General features: G+C 57.9%; 15 protein-coding genes and 1 tRNA gene. 9 read left to right on the forward strand and 7 right to left on the reverse strand.

Annotation, left to right across the window (positions count from 1 at the left end; translation table 11 throughout):
• Positions 1 to 18 precede the first annotated feature (18 nt).
• The 5 genes from ACMGF8_RS22990 to ACMGF8_RS23010 are packed head-to-tail and all read left to right on the forward strand — an operon-like array spanning position 19 to position 3460.
• Positions 19 to 438: a hypothetical protein gene (locus ACMGF8_RS22990; protein ID WP_416757224.1), complete on the forward strand. Its 420-nt coding sequence runs from the start codon at positions 19 to 21 to the stop codon at positions 436 to 438.
• Positions 435 to 1415, forward strand: a complete 981-nt coding sequence (locus tag ACMGF8_RS22995) for a hypothetical protein (protein WP_416757226.1) — start codon at positions 435 to 437, stop codon at positions 1413 to 1415. The genes ACMGF8_RS22990 and ACMGF8_RS22995 overlap by 4 nt, the downstream gene beginning before the upstream one ends.
• Positions 1373 to 2116: a DNA cytosine methyltransferase gene (locus ACMGF8_RS23000; RefSeq protein ID WP_416757227.1), complete on the forward strand. Its 744-nt coding sequence runs from the start codon at positions 1373 to 1375 to the stop codon at positions 2114 to 2116. Before ACMGF8_RS22995 ends, ACMGF8_RS23000 begins: the two co-directional genes overlap by 43 nt.
• A 9-nt stretch (positions 2117 to 2125) precedes the next feature.
• Entirely contained in the window at positions 2126 to 2392 is a 267-nt protein-coding gene (locus ACMGF8_RS23005) for a DUF4224 domain-containing protein (RefSeq protein ID WP_416757229.1), read from the forward strand.
• Between the two features lie 3 nt (positions 2393 to 2395).
• A complete protein-coding gene (locus ACMGF8_RS23010) occupies positions 2396 to 3460 on the forward strand; it encodes a tyrosine-type recombinase/integrase (protein WP_416757231.1) in 1065 nt (354 codons plus the stop codon).
• Between the two features lie 215 nt (positions 3461 to 3675).
• Here ACMGF8_RS23010 and ACMGF8_RS23015 read toward each other — a convergent pair whose 3' ends face one another.
• From ACMGF8_RS23015 to ACMGF8_RS23030, 4 genes are all read right to left on the reverse strand, one after another.
• Entirely contained in the window at positions 3676 to 5430 is a 1755-nt protein-coding gene (locus ACMGF8_RS23015; protein ID WP_416757233.1) for a DUF2357 domain-containing protein, read from the reverse strand.
• The gene (locus ACMGF8_RS23020; protein WP_416757235.1) at positions 5430 to 6887 is read right to left on the reverse strand and encodes an McrB family protein; all 1458 of its coding nucleotides are present in this window, start codon (positions 6885 to 6887) and stop codon (positions 5430 to 5432) included. Before ACMGF8_RS23020 ends, ACMGF8_RS23015 begins: the two co-directional genes overlap by 1 nt.
• A gap of 57 nt (positions 6888 to 6944) precedes the next feature.
• A complete protein-coding gene (locus tag ACMGF8_RS23025; RefSeq protein WP_416757237.1) occupies positions 6945 to 8345 on the reverse strand; it encodes a DNA cytosine methyltransferase in 1401 nt (466 codons plus the stop codon).
• A gap of 332 nt (positions 8346 to 8677) precedes the next feature.
• Positions 8678 to 8751 (reverse strand) — tRNA-Cys (locus ACMGF8_RS23030).
• A gap of 394 nt (positions 8752 to 9145) precedes the next feature.
• Between ACMGF8_RS23030 and ACMGF8_RS23035 the strand changes: the two genes are divergently transcribed.
• The 3 genes from ACMGF8_RS23035 (at position 9146) to ACMGF8_RS23045 (ending at position 12676) form a co-directional block, all read left to right on the forward strand.
• Positions 9146 to 10246: a polyamine ABC transporter substrate-binding protein gene (locus ACMGF8_RS23035; protein WP_102863137.1), complete on the forward strand. Its 1101-nt coding sequence runs from the start codon at positions 9146 to 9148 to the stop codon at positions 10244 to 10246.
• A 58-nt stretch (positions 10247 to 10304) separates the two neighbouring features.
• On the forward strand, positions 10305 to 11720 hold the full coding sequence (locus ACMGF8_RS23040) for an aminotransferase (RefSeq protein WP_416757239.1): 1416 nt from the start codon (positions 10305 to 10307) through the stop codon (positions 11718 to 11720).
• A gap of 77 nt (positions 11721 to 11797) precedes the next feature.
• Complete coding sequence (locus tag ACMGF8_RS23045; RefSeq protein WP_250330692.1) at positions 11798 to 12676, forward strand: helix-turn-helix transcriptional regulator; 879 nt, start codon at positions 11798 to 11800, stop codon at positions 12674 to 12676.
• 114 nt (positions 12677 to 12790) lie between these two features.
• Here the strand turns inward: ACMGF8_RS23045 and ACMGF8_RS23050 are convergent, their stop codons facing one another.
• From ACMGF8_RS23050 to ACMGF8_RS23060, 3 genes are all read right to left on the reverse strand, one after another.
• Positions 12791 to 13831, reverse strand: coding sequence for an ABC transporter substrate-binding protein (locus ACMGF8_RS23050; RefSeq protein WP_102863135.1), 1041 nt, complete (start codon positions 13829 to 13831; stop codon positions 12791 to 12793).
• Between the two features lie 566 nt (positions 13832 to 14397).
• Complete coding sequence (locus tag ACMGF8_RS23055) at positions 14398 to 15345, reverse strand: AEC family transporter (RefSeq protein ID WP_250330693.1); 948 nt, start codon at positions 15343 to 15345, stop codon at positions 14398 to 14400.
• Positions 15338 to 16585, reverse strand: a complete 1248-nt coding sequence (locus ACMGF8_RS23060; RefSeq protein WP_102863133.1) for a pyruvate carboxyltransferase — start codon at positions 16583 to 16585, stop codon at positions 15338 to 15340. Before ACMGF8_RS23060 ends, ACMGF8_RS23055 begins: the two co-directional genes overlap by 8 nt.
• A gap of 349 nt (positions 16586 to 16934) precedes the next feature.
• Here ACMGF8_RS23060 and ACMGF8_RS23065 point away from each other — a divergent pair, with 349 nt between their 5' ends.
• Positions 16935 to 18083: a MalY/PatB family protein gene (locus ACMGF8_RS23065; RefSeq protein ID WP_115580291.1), complete on the forward strand. Its 1149-nt coding sequence runs from the start codon at positions 16935 to 16937 to the stop codon at positions 18081 to 18083.
• The last annotated feature ends 254 nt before the right edge of the window (positions 18084 to 18337 follow it).

Consider the following 18337-nt stretch of genomic DNA (forward strand, 5'->3'; position numbering starts at 1 on the left):
CCCACCGGAGCACACCACATGACCCACATACAGATCATTGCCCTGATCGGCCTGATACTCACCATCGCCCTGCTCTACTGGGCCGGCTACCTGATTGGCCGGAGCAATGGCCGAGAGGCCGGGATCGAGGAAGGCAAAGCCGTTGCCGAAGCGGACAACGCAAGAGTCCTGCGCGAGCTGAAAACCGCCCTCAAGTTCGTGCGAGCCGATAACCAACGGCTTGCGAAACTCTACGAACGCCTGCAGGACAGCCAAACCCTCAAACCAGCACATCGGCAGACCTTGCTGGCCATCGCAGATCTGCTGCGCATCGCCGCCGATACCTTCAGCGCCTTCAAAACCGGAAAAAAACTCGAAAGAGACTCGCGCTCGCTGCGCGATCAAGCCCTGGCCATGGCCGCCCTAGTGGAGCCAGCAGCAAAGGAGGAAGCGGCATGAGCCAGCAGATCGGTGGACCAACCCGCTATCAGAAACCGGAGGAAAGCGGCATGCCGCACGCTCAGCCCACCGCCCAAGCCATGACCGCTTTGCTCCGCAACGCCGCCAGCGTCGACGCGCAGAAAACAAAGAGCCTCTGCTGCGCAGCAGCAGGCATTACTGCCCTTGCCAGCAGCACCACCGAGGCGCGAACACCCCACGAAAAGCTGCGCGGGGCAGCCACACCTGGAGCAACGCTGAACGCTCAGAGTGGGCCGCTCGCGCAGCCTGTCGAGGGGTATAGAGGTGCACTAGGTGCCTGCACTTATCTCCATAACACCGTCCTCCAAACTGACAATGTAGGGAGGAAGACAATCATCGATAACGTCCAGCCTTCCTACAAGATTGGTACGATGACCATCACCACACACGTCGTGAGGCCTGATCATTCCAAGAAAATCCAAGACAATCAGCCGAGTGTCATAGGTGCATTTGAGCAAAACCTTATCAGAGCGGCCAACCTCCAAAGAGCTAAGACGCTGGAGGATGTCCCTCATCCCAGCTTCTACAAGTACTACGCCCGAACCAAAGGAGTTAGGGGATTTAACTCCCCTGGCAAGCAGATGCTTAACTTCCTCGATCAGGCGTCTCAGCTGGAAGCAGTCCGCAATTTTTTGCTGCATCTGATCTGTTTCTTTGCGTCTTGCTTCAAGTCGCCTTTGCCAGGCTGGAACGGCACCAGCGGCCAAGATGGCACCTATAGACCCAATCGCCTGAACCCAAGCAGCGGCGTCCTTCTTGGAGTCAAACGCATCAAGCAACACAAACAGCGCCCACCCCAGCACTCCTATCGCCATAAATACCCAAACGACCCAAATACTGGCGATCCTCATCTCCGGAGGCATGCTGAAACTTTTCATGCGTTATGGCTCCCAGCCATCAAAAAGAAAAGAGCATGCCCATTCCCAGACGTCGCGTCTATGAAGGAGGTTGCGTGAATGAGTTGGCACTTTTCGCAGGGGCTGGTGGCGGCCTTCTCGCAGGAAAACTCCTTGGGTGGATACCCATTTGCGCCGTGGAACTCAATCCCTTCTGCGCTAGACGACTGCTCCAGCGCCAAAATGAAGGAAACCTTCCACCATTCCCCATATGGGACGATGTTCGTACCTTCGACGGATACCCATGGCGCGGGTTTGTTGACGTGGTTTCTGGGGGGTTTCCTTGCACCGACATATCCCAAGCAGGAAAAAAAGCCGGTATTGAAGGGGAAGCGAGCTCCCTCTGGCGGCACATGGCAAGAATCATTAGCGAAGTACGACCCCGATTTGCGTTCGTGGAGAACTCGTCAGCTCTCACTCACCGAGGACTTGGAACAGTGCTCGGTGACCTGGCCGAGCTGGGGTTTTCTGCTCGATGGGGAGTGCTGGGATCGAACCACGTTGGCGCCCCCCACACCCGAACCCGTTGCTGGATCGTGGCCGACTCCATGCCATGGCTCCAGCCGCTGGGGCGGAACCTTTCAGGAGGTAGGAGGAAGCCAGAACAAGCTTCGTGGAACACCCACCGGCAAGCTCTATGTGAACCCGGATTTCTGGGAAAGCCTCATGGGATGGCCGATCGGATGGACAGGAACCGCGCCATTGGAAACGGCCAAGATCCAAGAGTGGCAGCAACTGCATTTCTTGAGCTTTCAAAGTGAGGTCGCCGCATGAGCACTAAGAACGCCCCATATGCAGTTAACTCATTACAAAGCGAAACCCTGGCCGACGAAGAACTCGCAACCATCACGGGTTATCAGCTCCCGTCCAAACAGATCCAATGGCTGACCAACAACCATTGGGAGTTTGTTCTGACCGGTGCACGGCGCCCCATCGTTGGCCGGGTTTACGCCAGGATGAAGTTAGCCGGCATTAAACCCTCTGCAGCTAGTGCCGTGACTGAAGTCTGGACACTCAACCTTGCGAATGTGAGCTGATACATGCGCAAGAGAACCACAGCCAACCGCGACCTGCCGCCGCGCATGGTGCGCCGTATCAGAAAGGGCAAGAACGGCCAGATCTGGACGGCGTACTACTACGACGGCAGGGACGCCGCCGGCAAGCGCAAGGAAATCCCACTGGGCACCGACCTCGATCAGGCCAAGGTGGAATGGGCCAGGCTGGAGCGCAGAGCGCCACCCAAGCCCAACCACCTGATGAGCTACGTATTCGATCGGTACGAAAAGGAGATCATCCCCGGCAAATCGATCCGCACCCAGTCGGACAACCGCAAGGAACTCAAGCAGCTCAGGAGAGCCTTTGAGAACGCGCCTATCGAATCGATCACCCCCCAAGTGATCGCCCAATACCGCGATGCTAGAACCGCCAAGGTCCGGGCCAATCGAGAAATCGCCTTGCTCTCTCACGCGTTCACCATTGCCCGAGAGTGGGGCCTGACCGACAAAGCCAACCCGTGCTTCGGCGTCCGCCGCAACAAGGAAAAACCCAGGGACTACTACGCAGGCGAGACCGTATGGAATGCCGTCTACGCTGAGGCGGTGCAGGAACTGAAGGACGCCATGGATCTGGCCTACCTGACCGGCCAACGCCCCGCGGACGTGCTCAAGATCGCCGCCACCGACCTGAACAATGGGTTCTTGCTGATTGGCCAGGGCAAGACCGAAAAGCGCCTGCGCCTGCGGCTGGCGGAGGAAGGCGTCCAGTCAGGGTTGAGCGCCTTTATCGAGGATCTGCAGGAACGCAGGGCCATCAACGGTATCAGAACGTCGACGCTGATAACCAACGCCTCAGGGCTACGGATGAGCCAGCAAATGCTTCGTAACCGTTGGGACGATGCGCGGGAGAAGGCCGCCATCAAGGCTGCGGCCGATGGCGATCCGGCACTGGCGGTCAGCATTCGGCAGTTTCAGTTCAAGGACATACGGCCGAAGGCGGCCAGTGAAATTGAGTTAACGCATGCAAGTCGGCTCCTCGGGCACTCAACCGAGGAGATGACCAAGAAGGTCTATCGCCGTGTTGGCGAGATTGTTAAACCTACAAAATAGGCACATACCACCAAAATTATGATTTGCAACATACAGCCAAATGCGGCTTTCTAATTCTTTAGTGTCTGCAGCTCATTTGTGCTTGCCAGAACTCGAACGGTTTGAGTCCGCGTTAGCTCTTGAACTCTTCGCTATACATTCGTCCTGCAAGACTTTTTAGCTTAGCGCTGACGATGGAGACAAAATAGAGTAGGAGCGTGAATTCACGCTTTGACTCAATTTTTTGTTTCGGCTGTGATAGCCATTAACTCGGGATATTGACTAGCTAAGATATCGCTAATTTTTTCGGTCACTAGATTAGTTGCTTGAGGCATGAATGGGAGGCCACCAATCTCCACCTGCTCGATACTCTTGAAGAACTTGTGTGAGCGATACGCGGCCTCATTTGGGTAAGGAAACAAAGTAACGGCCCCAATAACCGCCCCCTTTTCCCAGGCTCCTGCTTTCATCGGGTGTGGAATGGCGATGGCATCGCGGTAACGGTGCATCGTATTCACATCATCAGTCGTCGGCCCAACCCCCCCATATTGATTGATATAGTCGTAGTCGAATTGAATCCGGTATTTAGCATCAAAAATGTAGAAGCGCTCAGCACTAGCGAACTGAATAACGTTGTCAGGCTGCTGGGCAATCGTAGGTAACTTACTGAAGAGCCGATTATATATTAGGAACATTTCGCCCCCGGTCGGCTTATGTACGAACCGCATTGCTGACTGCTTTCCTTTTTTAAGAGCGACCGTCATCTTAAGTCGTCGGAAAGCAACCACGCTTTGTTCAGCCAGGTCGAAGCGGCTACGTAGTAGCGCGACAATTTTCAGAAAGCACCAATACTCGTAGAGCTGTGAAGTCTCTTTTATGCCAATGGGCACTATGTCGCCGGCAAACGATAGGCCGCCGTTGAGTAGTCGACATAACTTATCGAATCGAGAGTATATCGGGTGCTTATGCAGGACCATCGAGTTGGGTCGCATAAGCCCTACATCTGTGACCAGGTCGAGAAATGGCGAGCGCAGGACTGACTCCACCTGGCGTTCCATTGCTTTGAGCCGAGGACGTATAGATTCGAAAAATTTGGCCTCTGCGGAACGATTAGCATCTTCGTCACCAGAGTTTTCGGTTTTGGAGAGCGTACGAATGTTTCGGTAGGTTTCTTTGACCAGCGCTTTATAGTAACGGTTTTCCGGCGTGTCAAAGGTGGATGACGAGACGCTTTCGCCTATTTTGCGTGGTAGGGCTATGCCGAGGCATGGAACTACAGAACCTCCGTTTTCTCGGCGCAAAGCTCGACCAATGGTTTGTCGAGTGACACGGCGCGCTCGTTCAGTAGCAACGAGCGCAGTCTTCTTCATCAAACCACTATGCGGATTTCTAGCGATGGCATTGGCCAGTTTGAAAAACTCACCAAAGTGCGACTCTACCAAGGCAAACCACTCAACTAGCGTAGGGTTGCGGTCTTTAGCTGGAGCTGCAAGGCCGTAGGTACGTGCGTTGGCCGCCATCGCCAAATTGCGTAGCATGCCCGACACTTCATCGCGCATTGCAATGTAGTCTGTACGATAGTCAGCCTTACGCGAAAATACCTCAATACGCAGGCTTCCATTTCCCGTCGCGCTCGAGGCTCGGAGATCGGCGAATCCTACATTGTTGCCAAAATTGAGTGTGTGATGCTCACTGTTCGAGCGTATACGCCGAGCCTCTGACCCGAGGGGTAAAGTAAGCTTTGCGGAGGGATCGATCTTCTCGAAGTGAATGTCATACGAAATAGCCTCGAAGAACAATGGTTCTATCGGAGTACCAGACGCGATAGGGCGCATGATTCCTGTTACGCGATCCAGCATCTCCACTAACACCTCCCCCTCGACCAAAATGGTCGTTTGCGGCGTAGTCGCAATGAAGGGCGGAAGGTCTGGCAGTTTGCCAATGATCTCGATCTTCCAACCCATACCCTCGACTTGGAGGAGCAGTGGCATCAAGCACCCCAGAAGCGCGTAGCGCCGTCAAGGTCAAGAAGCGCTGCCATCCGCTCGGCTTTGCGGATGCTTCGGTCAAGTTTGCCAGCAAACTCTGGAAATGGATCACCCACTTGCGGTGTCTCGTGGGCTGTTAGCCACGCCACGAACGCCTCTAACGCTTCTGCCAAAGCCTCCCCACTGCCAGCCACTTTGGGCAAAATTTTCTGCAGGATACAGAAGTCCAAGGCGGCGTAACCGCTCATGATGTCCGCCAACTCGTGCTTGCGCCAAAAATGCAGGTAAAGAAGGATCGCGTCGCGAGTGCGGTAGCCAAATTTGATACCTGCGGGGGCGAGAATTTCTTGAATCTCGGCAAGCATCCCAGCAATGTGCTCGAAAAGTGGCTGGCTCTCAGCGCGGGCTTCCTGAATCGTGATTGCATTGGTCTGTTGGATCATTTGGGCAGCAAGCACACTGAATGCCGTGATATCTGGTTCCGTACTTTTCGATGTGGCGCTGGCAAAATCAGTCAAAACCGGATCGTCGAGCTCGATGGTGAATGCACGATCCAACACTTTGGGGCTAAATGTGTGTGTGGATTCGTCCATATTCGCGGTACCCACAATACGTAAGTTTCCTGGAAGCTGAGTGTCACGAAGATCGGCATAGGGATCCTCAGTTCCAATGGCAATAGGTGGGAGCTCAATAGGAAGAGAATCTGTCTCGATATGGCCGCCTACTCGTGAGCGCGTCTCAGCGACACTGAGAAAATCGCTGAAATAGTGCTCGACAGGAGCTAGATTCATTTCATCTAGCAGGGCGATCACAAGCTTGGAGGGACTTGCCTTGGCTTCTAGGAGACTTTTGGTCAGAGCACCATCAATATACTTGGTAGGAGCTAGAGTCGGGACATAACCAAATAGATCACTGTTGTCGGTCCACTGAGGCTGTACGGGGATGGAGTTGAAACCAGAGCTTGTGAGCTTAGCGAACTTACGCGGCAATAAGCTCTTACCAGTGCCAGAGATACCCGAGAGTATGACTAGAGGGCTCACAATCATCGCTAGATAGAAATTAGCAAGTTCGGCTGCGGAGATCATGTAGCCTTCGGCATCCATAGCAACCCGGATGCCCTTCAAGCGCTCGCTAGATGAAACTGCACTGCCGGCCGGAGTTGCAGTAATTGACGGAACAAGCTTGGGGCCGAAGCGATACTCGGCAGTTGAGCTACCGGCACGTTGCGATGACTGCGCACGCGTCATGCCGCCAGTCTTTTCAAGGTAACCCGCTTTCATCAATCGCGCTGGCTGGTGGGGACGGGACGTGCTCGGGACATCCACGCCGACATTGACCGACGCTGGCATGTATTGCCAGATCACGTCGGACGGAAACTTATACTCGGGACCATGCGCAGCCAGCATCGCTTTGAGGGCAGAAATGGCGTGGTCGAAAATCTGATCATTAGATAGTGACATTGTCGTCCCTTAAGTTTCTATTTTTCTTCGCTTCCTGGCTGCTTCATTCTGGGCTGGCTAGTTGAGGCTGCTGGCGACTCTCGACTTGTCGCTCAACGGTGACCTGATTGAGATATTGTGTGAGTCGAGCTGTTCTGCCAAATGCGTGGCGATAGCCTGAGAAAGCAGAGGAGGTACCGCCTCGCCAATCATATCCATGCCTATACCAGTGCGCGTCGTATCAGTTACATCATTAAAGGAAGTGACGAAGCGGAAGTCATCGTCAAATGACTGTAGGCGGGCAGCCTCACGCATAGTAATACCTCGCATCTCTGTGGGGTGAGAGAAGCGGCCCGACCCTAAGAAGTTTGCGTTTGCTGTTATGGTCAAAGCCGGAGCGTCCCAAGCCAAGCGCGTGTATGCACTCCAGTAGTAGTCCTTATAAAACGCTGGGTTGATAGAGCCCGCCCGCTCCAATGTAAACCGGGCAAGCTCAGGAGAGACACCTTCCTCCTTTACCATTTCTGCAATAAGTTGAGCGTATTTGGCTCGCATGCGCTCGCTCTCCGCATCCCAGGTTTTACCAGGTCGCATCTCTTTGATTATGTCCAGCACCGAGGGCTTGTAACTTCGGGTGATATGATTGAAAGGGAAGGCTTCGGAAGTTCGCATCAACTGGGCGTAGGCGCTAGGATCATTCCTGTACAAATCGAGCGACCCACCCCCAAGTTCGTCCACGCTTGTTGAGGGCTCACATAGATCGCCTATTGCATCCGCAACTGTCACCCATGGCTTTCGGCCTTGGGCCAATAGGATTGGTTTAGACGGATCGGCGTGAGTGGGTGCAGGGAAGGACGCTGCACCAACTGAGCTTGCAATGAAAACTGCACGCTCGCGAAGCTGAGGAACGCCGTAATCGGCGCAATTCACTACAGCCAGTTCGACCTTATAGCCTAGGTCGCGCTCAAGCATTTGGATCACTAACTCAGAAAGCTTTCCCAGACGACCCTCGAAGCCGTGGTTGAGCATCTGGGGAACATTTTCGATTACCAAGAATTTTGGACGCAAGGCCTCTGCAACTTCCAGATAACGCAGTACCAAGTCGTTTCGAGGATCGTGCGCCAATTGGCTGTAACCGCTGAATTTGACAATTTTCCCCTTGTCACGTTGCTCAGTGCGACGCAGTTGGGAAAAACCTTGGCAAGGCGGTCCTCCGATCATGCAATCTAGATCACCTTGTGCGATGCCCTTGTCCTTGAGCCTGGCATGAATTGTGTCCATATCAAGCAACCGGATATCTTCGCAGATGGTCGCGGGAGGGAGATCATCATCCCGATGGTTGAATTCAAATGTCTTCAGCGCTTCAGGTTTCACATCGTTACCCAAAGCTACGCTGAAGCGCCCAGACCGCGTAAAGCCTCGAGAGGTGCCGCCGCAGCCGCAGAAAAACTCCGCGAGAGTGTATTTTTTCTGGTTCATTTTTCCGTGTTTCTTCTAATGCAATGCGTCTTACGCTTAACCGCATATTATCGCATACGCCACCGCAGTAATGCGTAGCCATTTTAAAGCATTCAATTCGCTGCACTGTATACAGAGGGAAACACAAGAAAAGAAAATGCCCGCCGCCGCTGCCCCACCAGGAACCTAATCTGAATGCAGCTATGACCAGGGTGCGGAAACATATTATTAATCAACATCCACAGTCAATTCGCATCCAATTGCGGAAGCGATCCAAAAAATTGCGGAAGTGATTGCCCAAATCCCAGGCAATAAAAAACCCCGTAGACGTTAATCTACGGGGCTTTCAAGGGTGGAGGCCGAGGTCGGAATCGAACCGGCGTAGGCGGATTTGCAATCCGCTGCATAACCATTTTGCTACTCGGCCCCAAATGTCCAATGCCCGAATGACAACACTGAACACGTACAAACTGGAACGGTTTTCGAGATCAACCTCATCTCGCAACTCTTTGATTTCTAAAGAGTTTTTCCGTTTCCTCGCTGAGGAATGGTCGCAATTATGGACATGTTTTCCATTCCTGGCAACTCCTATTCGATATTTTTTCTGCCGGGCTGTTTCTACAGGTTTCCGGGCGGGCAAATACGCCTCGAAGTCGCCGACGGGGCTGGATGATTGCATAAATCAAGTCCGATAGCTCGCCCTTGCCTGTTCCTCGCTCACCTACCCGATCGGGTTATGGCGTGTGTGCGGCCGCTCGCGGACAGTAGCGCCAACGGCTCGACCCGGGCTCCTCCCATCAGGCTCAAGGCGGAATTCCAGCATGCGTACAGCATTCCCTGCGGTGTTTGGCGTGGTTCTGATAGTGGCGGCAGCCTGGGTGCAGGCCGAGGAGCCCGCAAGCAAGACGCTACGGCTGTACAACTGGTCGGACTATATCGGCGAGAACACCCTCGCCGGCTTCGAGAAGGCCAGCGGCATCAAGGTGATCTACGACACCTTCGATTCCTATGAAACCGTACAGGGCAAGTTGCTGCCCGGGCGCTCCGGCTACGATCTGGTGGTACTCAATGCGGCGCTGGTACCGCCCTTGATCAAGGCGCGGGTGTTCCAGCCGTTGAACAAGCAGTGGTTGCCCAGTTGGCAGAATCTCGATCCCCAGGTGCTGACAAGCCTGGAGAACTACGACGCCGGGGTGCAGTACTCGGCGCCCTATACCTGGGGCAGCAATGGGGTGACCTATAACGTCGACAAGATCCGTGAGCGGATGCCGGACGCGCCCATCGGCTCCCTGGCAATGCTGTTCGATCCCAAGGTGGTGTCGCGCTTTTCTGATTGCGGAGTGACGCTGCAGGACTCGCCTACGGACATTCTGCCGCTGGTGCTGGCCTGGCTGGGGCGCAATCCCAACAGCGCCGAGCCCGCAGACCTCAAGGCCGCGCAAGATGCCTTGATGGCCATACGGCCCTATATCCGCAAGTTCGACTCCACCAGCTACCTCAATGGCCTGGCCAATGGCGACCTGTGCCTGAGTGCGACCTGGTCCGGCGATTACGCCACCGCCCAGGCCCGGGCCAATGAAGCGGGGGCACCGGTCAAGCTCGACTATTTCATTCCCAAAGAAGGTTCGCTGATCTGGTTCGACAACTTCTACATTCCCGCCGATGCACCGAATGTGGCCAATGCCCATGCCTTTATCGAGTACCTGTTGCAGCCGCAGGTGATGGCCGAGGTCAGCGACTACATCCGCTATGCCAATGCCAACCTCAAGGCCATCCCGCTGCTCGCTACCGAGGTGCGTGACAACCCGGCGATCTACCCCGATGCCCAGACCCGGGAGCGACTGTTCACCCAGAAGATCCAGTCCCCCGCCAGCACCCGCCTGATCACCCGCACCTGGAACATGGTGAAGATCGGCAAGTGATCCATGCCTACCCATTCCACGGACGTCGCGTCCAATGGTTCAACCCGAGGTGAAGCCCATGGCCATCCAACCCGAAGCCTTTTTTCAACAGTTCGACGACCCACAACTGGTGGCCGCCGACAAGGCCCATTACATGCACGGCTTTCATATGTTCGACGAGCACCGCGAGCAGGGCTCGCTGAACATCGCTGCCGGTGACGGTGCCTATATCTATGACACCGCCGGCCGGTGCTACCTGGATGCAGTCGGCGGCATGTGGTGCACCAACATCGGCCTGGGCCGTGAGGAAATGGCTGAAGCGATTGCCGATCAGGTACGGCAGTTGGCCTACTCCAATCCGTTCTGCGACATGGCCAACGTCAGCGCCATCCAGCTCTGTGAAAAACTCGCCAGCCTGGCACCGGGGGACCTGGACCACGTGTTCCTGACCACTGGCGGCTCCACTGCGGTGGACACCGCCTACCGCCTGGTGCAGTTCTATCAGAACAGTCGTGGCAAACATGAGAAGAAGCATGTGATCTCGCGGATCAATGCGTACCACGGCTCGACCTTCCTGACCATGTCCATCGGCAACAAGGCCGCCGACCGAGCTCCCGAATTCGACTTCATGGGCGACCTGTTTCACCACATCTCCTGCCCCAACTACTACCGCGCCCCGGCCGGTATGAGCGAGGCGGATTTCCTCGATTTTCTGGTGGCCGAGTTCGAGGACAAGATCCTCACCATCGGCCCGGACAAGGTGGCCGCCTTCTTCGCCGAACCCATCATGGGCTCAGGCGGAGTGATCATTCCGCCCGAGGGTTATCACCGGCGCATGTGGGAAATCTGCCAGCGCTACGACCTGCTGTATGTCGCCGATGAGGTGGTGACCTCGTTCGGTCGCCTGGGCACCTTTTTCGCCTCCCAGGACGTGTTCGGCATGCAGCCGGACATCATCACCACCGCCAAGGGCCTGACTTCGGGCTACCTGCCCCTGGGGGCCTGCATCTTCTCCGAACGCATCTGGCAGGTGATCGGCGAGCCGGGCAAGGGCCGTTGCTTCACCCACGGTTTCACCTACAGCGGGCACCCGGTCAGTTGCGTCGCGGCGCTGAAGAACATCGAGATCATCGAGCGGGAAAACCTGCTGGCCCATGTCGAAGAGGTGGGGGTCTACATGGAGCAACGCCTGCAGACCCTGGCGCAGTTGCCCCTGGTCGGCAATGTACGCTGCAAGCGGCTGATGGCCTGCGTCGAGTTCGTCGCCGACAAGCACAGCAAGAGCCTGTTGCCGGAGGCCCTGAACATTGCCGAACGCATCCACCTGCGAGCCCAGGCCAAGGGCTTGCTGGTGCGCCCCATCGGCCATCTCAACGTCATGTCGCCACCGTTGATCATCACCCGTGCGCAGATCGACGAAATCGTCGATACCTTGCGCGAATGCATCCTCGAGGCTGCAGCCGAGCTGCGCCGTGACGGCCAGTACCTGGGTTGATGAACCGACAACGGGCACCGACAGCACTGCGAATCGGGGTCTTACCCGGCCTGCGCCCGGCAGTTAAACTGCCGGGCATGAGCGCATCTGCCAATCCCCCCAACGCCCCCCTCTCCCTCCATGCCCTGCAGGCCTGGCATGCCGGCTTGGCCAAGGCATTCGACAGCGTGGACGATGAGGCCTTCCTCAGCCATCTGGCGGCAGCGCTGAATGCCCTGACCCCCATCGAATCCATGATGATCAGCCTGGAACGCAAAGGCTTGCCACCCCAGTTGCTGCATGAGCAAGGCATTGTCGGCGCGTACCGCGACGAGATCATCAACCGCTATTTCTCCCGCGGCTACCTGCTCGACCCCTTTTGCCTGGCGGTGGCAAACGGTCTGGCGGAAGGTTTCTACCACCTCTCGGAAATCGCCCCGGACGACTTTTTCGCCAGCGAGTACTACAAGACCTACTACCTCAAGACCGGGGGCGCCGAAGACAGTTACTACATCGTCGACCTCGACCCGCACAGCAAGATTTCCCTGTGCATGTTCCAGGGCTTGAGTGGTGCACGCTTCGCCAGCGAACCCTTGGCGCTACTGCGGGCGGTGGAGCCGCTGGTGCGCGAACTGATCCGTCGTTTCGGCACTGCCGGCGGCCTGCAGCAACTGGTGCGGCACGCAACTCAGGGCTCGCTGCCGGCCCAGGCACCGGCCGACCTCAACCAACAGATCGAAGCCGCCTTCATGAGCTTCGGCACTCCGCTACTGACGGTGCGTGAACGGGAGATCGCCCACCTGATCCTGCGCGGTCACTCGGTGAAATCCACGGCCAAGGTGTTGGAAATCTCTCCGGAAACCGTGCGCATGCACCGTAAGAATCTCTATACCAAGCTGGCCATCAGTTCCCAGGCGGAGCTGTTTTCATTGTTTATCGACTGGCTGACCCAGCGCCCTCGAGCCCCCGCCCATTGAGCCGACGGGTGTGTCCAGCTCGCCGCCGCACCAACGCCGTCAGATCCCGTCAATCGGACTAGGGCCTGCACAGCTTGTGCAGGCCCTTTTTTCCTCAGTGCATCAGTGAGGCGTTCAACGGGCCGCCCAGGCGTTGAAGCGCTGTTCCAGCTCCTCGCCATGGTCGACCCAGAACGCCGCATCCACCGCCCGCGCGCCTTGCAGGTTGGCCTCGTAGGTCGGCAGTTGCTGCTGCACCGCCTCAGGCAACAGGGGCAGTGCCTGACGATGCACCGGTCCATAGGGAATGTTCTGCGAGAACACCTTCTGCGCCTGGGGCTGGCTGGCGAACAGGATGAAATCTTCGGCCAGGGCCTTGTTCGGCGAGCCTTTGACTACCGCCCAGTACTCCGGATCGTACAGGCTCTGGGGCCAGAGGATACTCAACTGCATGCCCTCCTTCTGGGCCATGGCAATGCGTCCGTTGTAGGCCGCGCTCATGACCACATCACCGGCCACCAGCCATTGCGGAGGTTGCGCCCCGGCTTCCCACCACTGGATGTAGGGCTTGATCTGATCCAGCTTGGCGAAGGCCCGGGCCACGCCTTGCGGGGTGTTGAGCACCTGATACAACTGGGCCGGCGCCACACCGTCCGCCAGCAGGGCGATTTCCAGGGTGTACTTGGCGCTCTTGCGCAAACCGCGCTTGCCGGGGAAGTCCTTGAGGTTCCAGAAGTCGGCCCAGGACCCGGGCGCCTTGGCCAGCTTCTGCGGGGCAAAGGCCATGACCATCGACCAGACGTAGGTGGCCACGCCGCACTCGCTCAGGGTGCCCGGGACGAACTGCGCCGGATCACCAAAGCGGGCCAGGTCCAAAGGTTCGAACAAGCCCTCGTCACAGCCGCGCAACAGCTCCGGGCTCTCCACTTCGACCACATCCCAGCTGGTCTTGCCGACATCGACCATGGCCTTGATCTTCGACAGTTCACCGTTGTACTCCCCCGCCACCACCCGGGCTGCCCCGCTCTGGTTGAAGGGTTGGAAGTAGGCTTTTTCCTGAGCCTGTTTGGTGGCTCCGCCAAAGGAAATGACGGTGAGGTTCTGCGGTTGGGCCCAAGCCCCGGTGCACAGCAGAACCCACGACAATGCAACGCCGCAACGCAAGGTGTTGGACATAAAACCCATCCTCAAGAAAGCCGGCTCGCCCGCACGAACCTGCACAGCAGGAGCCTGGAAGCGACCGTATTCACGGGCGGTACTGCACCAGGCACTACGAGTCTTGGTCAGCGGTGCAAGGCACCTGGCAGCAAAGGCCGGGTAGCCGGATCGTCACCGTTGCGGGCTCTTTGGCCCCGTTCGCTTGGAGTGTTCGCAACCGGTCCGGAGTGAGCGGACGCGGTCTTGCTCGAATGGCGGTTCATCGCTTGCTCCCTGTTGTTTTTGTAGGAAGAACAAATCGATCGGCAGTGCATCGCAACAACGTCCCGGGCAGTCGGGCAGGCGTATGCAGGGGTTTATTGTTTGCCCAACCCGAGGCATTGCGAAACGAGGTTTTTCTGAGGCACAGGCAAGGGAAAAGCTGCCTAGACGGCAGACTCGGCCCGAGATCGACGAAGGGAATGCGCACACCGAGCGGCGCGCCTGGACGGACAAGCAAGTCCGCCGGAGCAACAACAAAAACCCCGCCAGGGCATCACCCGGGCGGGGCGTTTTGACAACTCATGGGTCAAGGGCGCCGCAGCTCAATCCAGCACGACCAGCAACCCCGAGATCACCCCAATGCCCATCACCGCCGAGAGCAGCATGCTGCTGGACACCTCGATCTCGTAGGTCTTGTAGCGCGAGGCCAGGATAAAGACGTTCACCGCCACTGGCAGCGCCGCCATGATCACCGCGATCTTGACCAGGAAATCTCCGAGGCCGAACACATAGCGGGCGGACACGAACACCAGCACCGGCAACACCACCACCTTCAACAGGGCCAGGGCCAGGGAGTCGCCCTTGATCAGGTTCTGCTGGCGGTGCACGGCAAAGGCAGCACCCAGGGCCACCAGCGCCAAGGGGCCGGTGGCGTTGGTCATCTGCGTGGCGAAGATCTGCAGCGGACCGGGCAAGCGCCACTGCAAGGCAATGCACAGCGCCGCCAGGGCCACCGCCAGAATCAGCGGGTTGCTGATGATCGACTTGCCGGTGGTCAGCAGCACACGGGCCAGATCCGGCTTGGCCCGGGCTTCGCGCGGCTCGGTGAGTTCCATGATCAGGGCGCCCCCCGCCAGGATCACCAGGTTGTCGGCCATGGTGATCATCAGCGTGGGCAGCGCCGCTTCATCGCCGAACGCCATGACCATCAAGGGCAACCCCATATACCCCACCACCCCGGAGATGGACGACAGCCCGCGCAGGCCGGCCACCCGCGCGTTGCCGCCCCAGATCATCCGCCCGCCCACGGCGGCGATCATGAAGGTCACCAGGCAGGCCAGGTAATAGGCGCCGAGCAAGGCCCAATCCAGCTCGCCATGATCCCGGGTGCCGAGGGTCTTGACGAAGATGAAGCACGGCAGGAACAACCAGAACACCACCCCCACCAGGCCCTTGACCGTTTCCTTGCCGATCACCTCCAGCCGCACTATCCAGTAGCCGGCGAAAATCATCGCAAACAGCGGCATCACCACCGTAAAGACCTTATCCATGGGCCGGTTGCTCCTGAAGAAGCTGACGCTCGGCATAGCGGGCCAGGTGCATCGGGCTGTAGGTGCAGGAGCGATAGAACTCCATCACCCCGGCCATCGCGTGCTGATAACGGACCTCGATGTCCGACATCGAGGCCCGCATTTCCTCTTTCAGACTCTCGACGATGGGCCACAGCTCCTCATCGGCAATCTCGGCCACCTGGGTGCTCAGCGATGAATAATCGGCCAGGGCCTGACGGATGGTCTGCGGATGCAAGCCCACATAATTGACGAAGTAAGCCTTATCATCCTGAGTTTCCAGAAAGTCCGGAATATTCAAGACGCCATAATTGGAAAGTGTTTCAAACTTGCCACTGACCGGACGATAGACACCGGGCAACTGCAGCAACTTTTCCTCACAGTAACGAGCGGCGCCGATCAACTTGTCCAGATCCAGCGGCTGCGCGCCCAGCTGTATATTGTTGTCCCGACACAACTTCACAACTTGCTCCAGCGGTGCAATTCCGGAGCGGTTGCCAAATCCGGCCAGGGCCCCTTCAACCATCTGAAAACCGCATTGAATCGCCTGCATGGTATTGGCCAGGGCCAACCCGTTGTCGTTATGGGCATGCAGGCAGAACACCAGGCGGGGGTAATCCGCCACCAGCTTGGAGCACAGCCAGCGGGTCACATGGGGTTGCAGCGAACCCACGGAGTCGTTGATGCGGATGATGTCCACGCCCAGGTTGACGGCCCAGTCGATCTGCCGGCAGATCTCGGCATAACGCTGCTCGCACACTCCATTGCGGAAGTTGTTGAGCACGCTGGCCTTGAACTTGACGGCGCCGAGCTCGCGAAACGCCCGGATTGCATGCTCGAATTCACCGTCGCTCTGCCTGTAGGTGATCATGCCGAAGCTGAAGACGGTGTCGGCAATCCATTCCCGTCGATGGGCCCGGGCCTTGAAATAAGCCAAGGCGGTCTCCCAGCAGTTCAACAGGACGATGAACGTGGCCTGGGTATCGGCCGGCAATTCGCCGGCTTGCCGTGCCCGATGCAGGCGGTCCCAGACCAGCGGTTCCTCCGGTCCGCAGCCCACCACGAAATCCCGTAGTCCGGCCTCGACCATGGACTTGAGGATGGATAACTTGGCGTCCACCGTGATGGGAAAGGCTGTGCGCTCAATCCCCTCCCGAAGTGTTTCATCCACCAGATAGGGGACGGAAAAATCACGGTAGCGAATTCCATTTTCAAGTTTCATCGCCCTGCTCCTTTTTATTGGTTTTTTTCGCAGCCCACACTGTTTTGCTTGGCACACAAGACCTGCAACAACCGCCACACCATATAACAGCGAGTAAAAACCCGACCTAAGAAATACCTTAAAAAACAGCGCAAACAGGGTTCGAAAAAAACGCCCAAAGCGAAACATTCGGCACTCCAAATATCCCTATTTAAATAAACAGGCGTCAGGGCTCGTTCAAGCCGCCCCGCGCTCGCCACAAATGCTTGCGACCGCCACGCCGACCAACGGCCCACCCCGTTATTCCCTACCGGATGCCCGCGCAAGCGCTAGAATCTGCGCTACCTTTCCCAGGCGACGAGAGCCGTTCATGAGCTTCGATTTCGACACCCTGCACCCCCGCCATGGCACCGGCAGCACCAAATGGAGCCGCTACCCCGAAGATGTCCTGCCGATGTGGGTGGCGGACATGGACTTCGCCGTGGCCGACGGCATCCTCCAGGCCCTGCGCCAGCGCCTGGAGCACCCGCTGCTGGGCTACAGCGTGGCCCGCGACGAATTGCGCGACGCGGTGGTCGCCGACCTCCGGGACAAGTACGCCTGGCGCGTGCAGCCCGACGAACTGATCTTCCTCCCCGGGGTCGAGCCCGGCTTCAACATGGCCCTGCACGCCTTCGTCAAACCCGGGCAATCGGTGGTGTTGCAGACCCCCAACTATCGCCCGCTGCGCCTGGCCCCGGGCAACTGGGGCCTGGACAAGGTCGAAGTGCCGTTCCAGCTCACCGAGCAAGGCACCTATGTCACCCCCATGGATGCACTGCGCCAGGCCCTGCAAGGCGCCGGGGCGATGCTCCTGAGCAACCCGCACAACCCGCTGGGCAAGGTTTTCCCCCGGGACGAACTGCAAGCCGTGGCCAACGCCTGCCTGGATCAGGGCGCACTGATCATTTCTGACGAGATCCATGCCGAACTGTGCTTTGACGGCCGCCGGCACATTCCCACCGCGTCCCTGAGCCCGGAGATCGCCCGGCGCACCATCACCCTGATGTCGGCGAGCAAGGCCTACAACATCGCCGGGATGAAGACCTGCTTCGCCATCGTCCAGGACCCGGCCACCCGCCTGGCCTTCAACAACGCCCGCGCCGGCATGGTGGACAGCGTCAGCCCCCTGGGCCTGGAGGCGACCCTGGCCGCCCTGACCCACGGCGGCCCCTGGCTGCAGGCGCTGCTCGGCTACCTGCAAGCCAACCGCGACTACCTGCTGCACGCGGTGCAGACCCGCCTGCCGGGCATCCGCATGCACGCGCCCCAGGGCACGTATCTGGCCTGGCTCGATTGCAGCGAGCTGGGGCTGGACGATCCCCATGGCTACTTCCTCAAGGAAGCCAAGGTCGGCCTCAGCGCCGGGCTGGAGTTTGGCGATGACTGCGGGCAATTCGTGCGCCTGAACTTCGGCTGCCCGCGGGCCATGCTCGAAGAAGGCATCCAGCGCCTGCAGGACAGCCTGCAACGGCGCTGATCGCCGCACAAACCCACCCCGCCAGCGCAGCCGCCAGGTTCCCGCCCCTGGCGCTGCGCCCTCCTGGCCCAGCCCCGCAGCCACGCCCCACCCTGCCCCGGCGGTGCGCTGACACGCGCCCAATGGATCCATAAAAATCACACCATTGGATCCACAAACCTCTAAAACCTCAAAAATAGCCGATTATCGAACAGAAAATCCGCGCATTCATTTGACACCCCCAGAGCACGAACCCTTTAATGGATCCATTAAAT

The sequence above is a fragment of the Pseudomonas sp. BNK-7 genome, from assembly GCF_048072025.1.
Taxonomy (GTDB): Bacteria; Pseudomonadota; Gammaproteobacteria; order Pseudomonadales; family Pseudomonadaceae; genus Aquipseudomonas; species Aquipseudomonas danubii.

What these genes read in the sequence shown, in the direction of transcription:
- ACMGF8_RS22990 (WP_416757224.1), top strand. Translation starts at nt 19, where the DNA reads ATGACCCACATACAGATCATTGCCCTGATCGGCCTGATACTCACCATC.
- ACMGF8_RS22995 (WP_416757226.1), top strand. Translation starts at nt 435, where the DNA reads ATGAGCCAGCAGATCGGTGGACCAACCCGCTATCAGAAACCGGAGGAA.
- ACMGF8_RS23000 (WP_416757227.1), top strand. Translation starts at nt 1,373, where the DNA reads ATGCCCATTCCCAGACGTCGCGTCTATGAAGGAGGTTGCGTGAATGAG.
- ACMGF8_RS23005 (WP_416757229.1), top strand. Translation starts at nt 2,126, where the DNA reads ATGAGCACTAAGAACGCCCCATATGCAGTTAACTCATTACAAAGCGAA.
- ACMGF8_RS23010 (WP_416757231.1), top strand. Translation starts at nt 2,396, where the DNA reads ATGCGCAAGAGAACCACAGCCAACCGCGACCTGCCGCCGCGCATGGTG.
- ACMGF8_RS23015 (WP_416757233.1), bottom strand. Translation starts at nt 5,430, where the DNA reads ATGCCACTGCTCCTCCAAGTCGAGGGTATGGGTTGGAAGATCGAGATC.
- ACMGF8_RS23020 (WP_416757235.1), bottom strand. Translation starts at nt 6,887, where the DNA reads ATGTCACTATCTAATGATCAGATTTTCGACCACGCCATTTCTGCCCTC.
- ACMGF8_RS23025 (WP_416757237.1), bottom strand. Translation starts at nt 8,345, where the DNA reads ATGAACCAGAAAAAATACACTCTCGCGGAGTTTTTCTGCGGCTGCGGC.
- ACMGF8_RS23035 (WP_102863137.1), top strand. Translation starts at nt 9,146, where the DNA reads ATGCGTACAGCATTCCCTGCGGTGTTTGGCGTGGTTCTGATAGTGGCG.
- ACMGF8_RS23040 (WP_416757239.1), top strand. Translation starts at nt 10,305, where the DNA reads ATGGCCATCCAACCCGAAGCCTTTTTTCAACAGTTCGACGACCCACAA.
- ACMGF8_RS23045 (WP_250330692.1), top strand. Translation starts at nt 11,798, where the DNA reads ATGAGCGCATCTGCCAATCCCCCCAACGCCCCCCTCTCCCTCCATGCC.
- ACMGF8_RS23050 (WP_102863135.1), bottom strand. Translation starts at nt 13,831, where the DNA reads ATGTCCAACACCTTGCGTTGCGGCGTTGCATTGTCGTGGGTTCTGCTG.
- ACMGF8_RS23055 (WP_250330693.1), bottom strand. Translation starts at nt 15,345, where the DNA reads ATGGATAAGGTCTTTACGGTGGTGATGCCGCTGTTTGCGATGATTTTC.
- ACMGF8_RS23060 (WP_102863133.1), bottom strand. Translation starts at nt 16,585, where the DNA reads ATGAAACTTGAAAATGGAATTCGCTACCGTGATTTTTCCGTCCCCTAT.
- ACMGF8_RS23065 (WP_115580291.1), top strand. Translation starts at nt 16,935, where the DNA reads ATGAGCTTCGATTTCGACACCCTGCACCCCCGCCATGGCACCGGCAGC.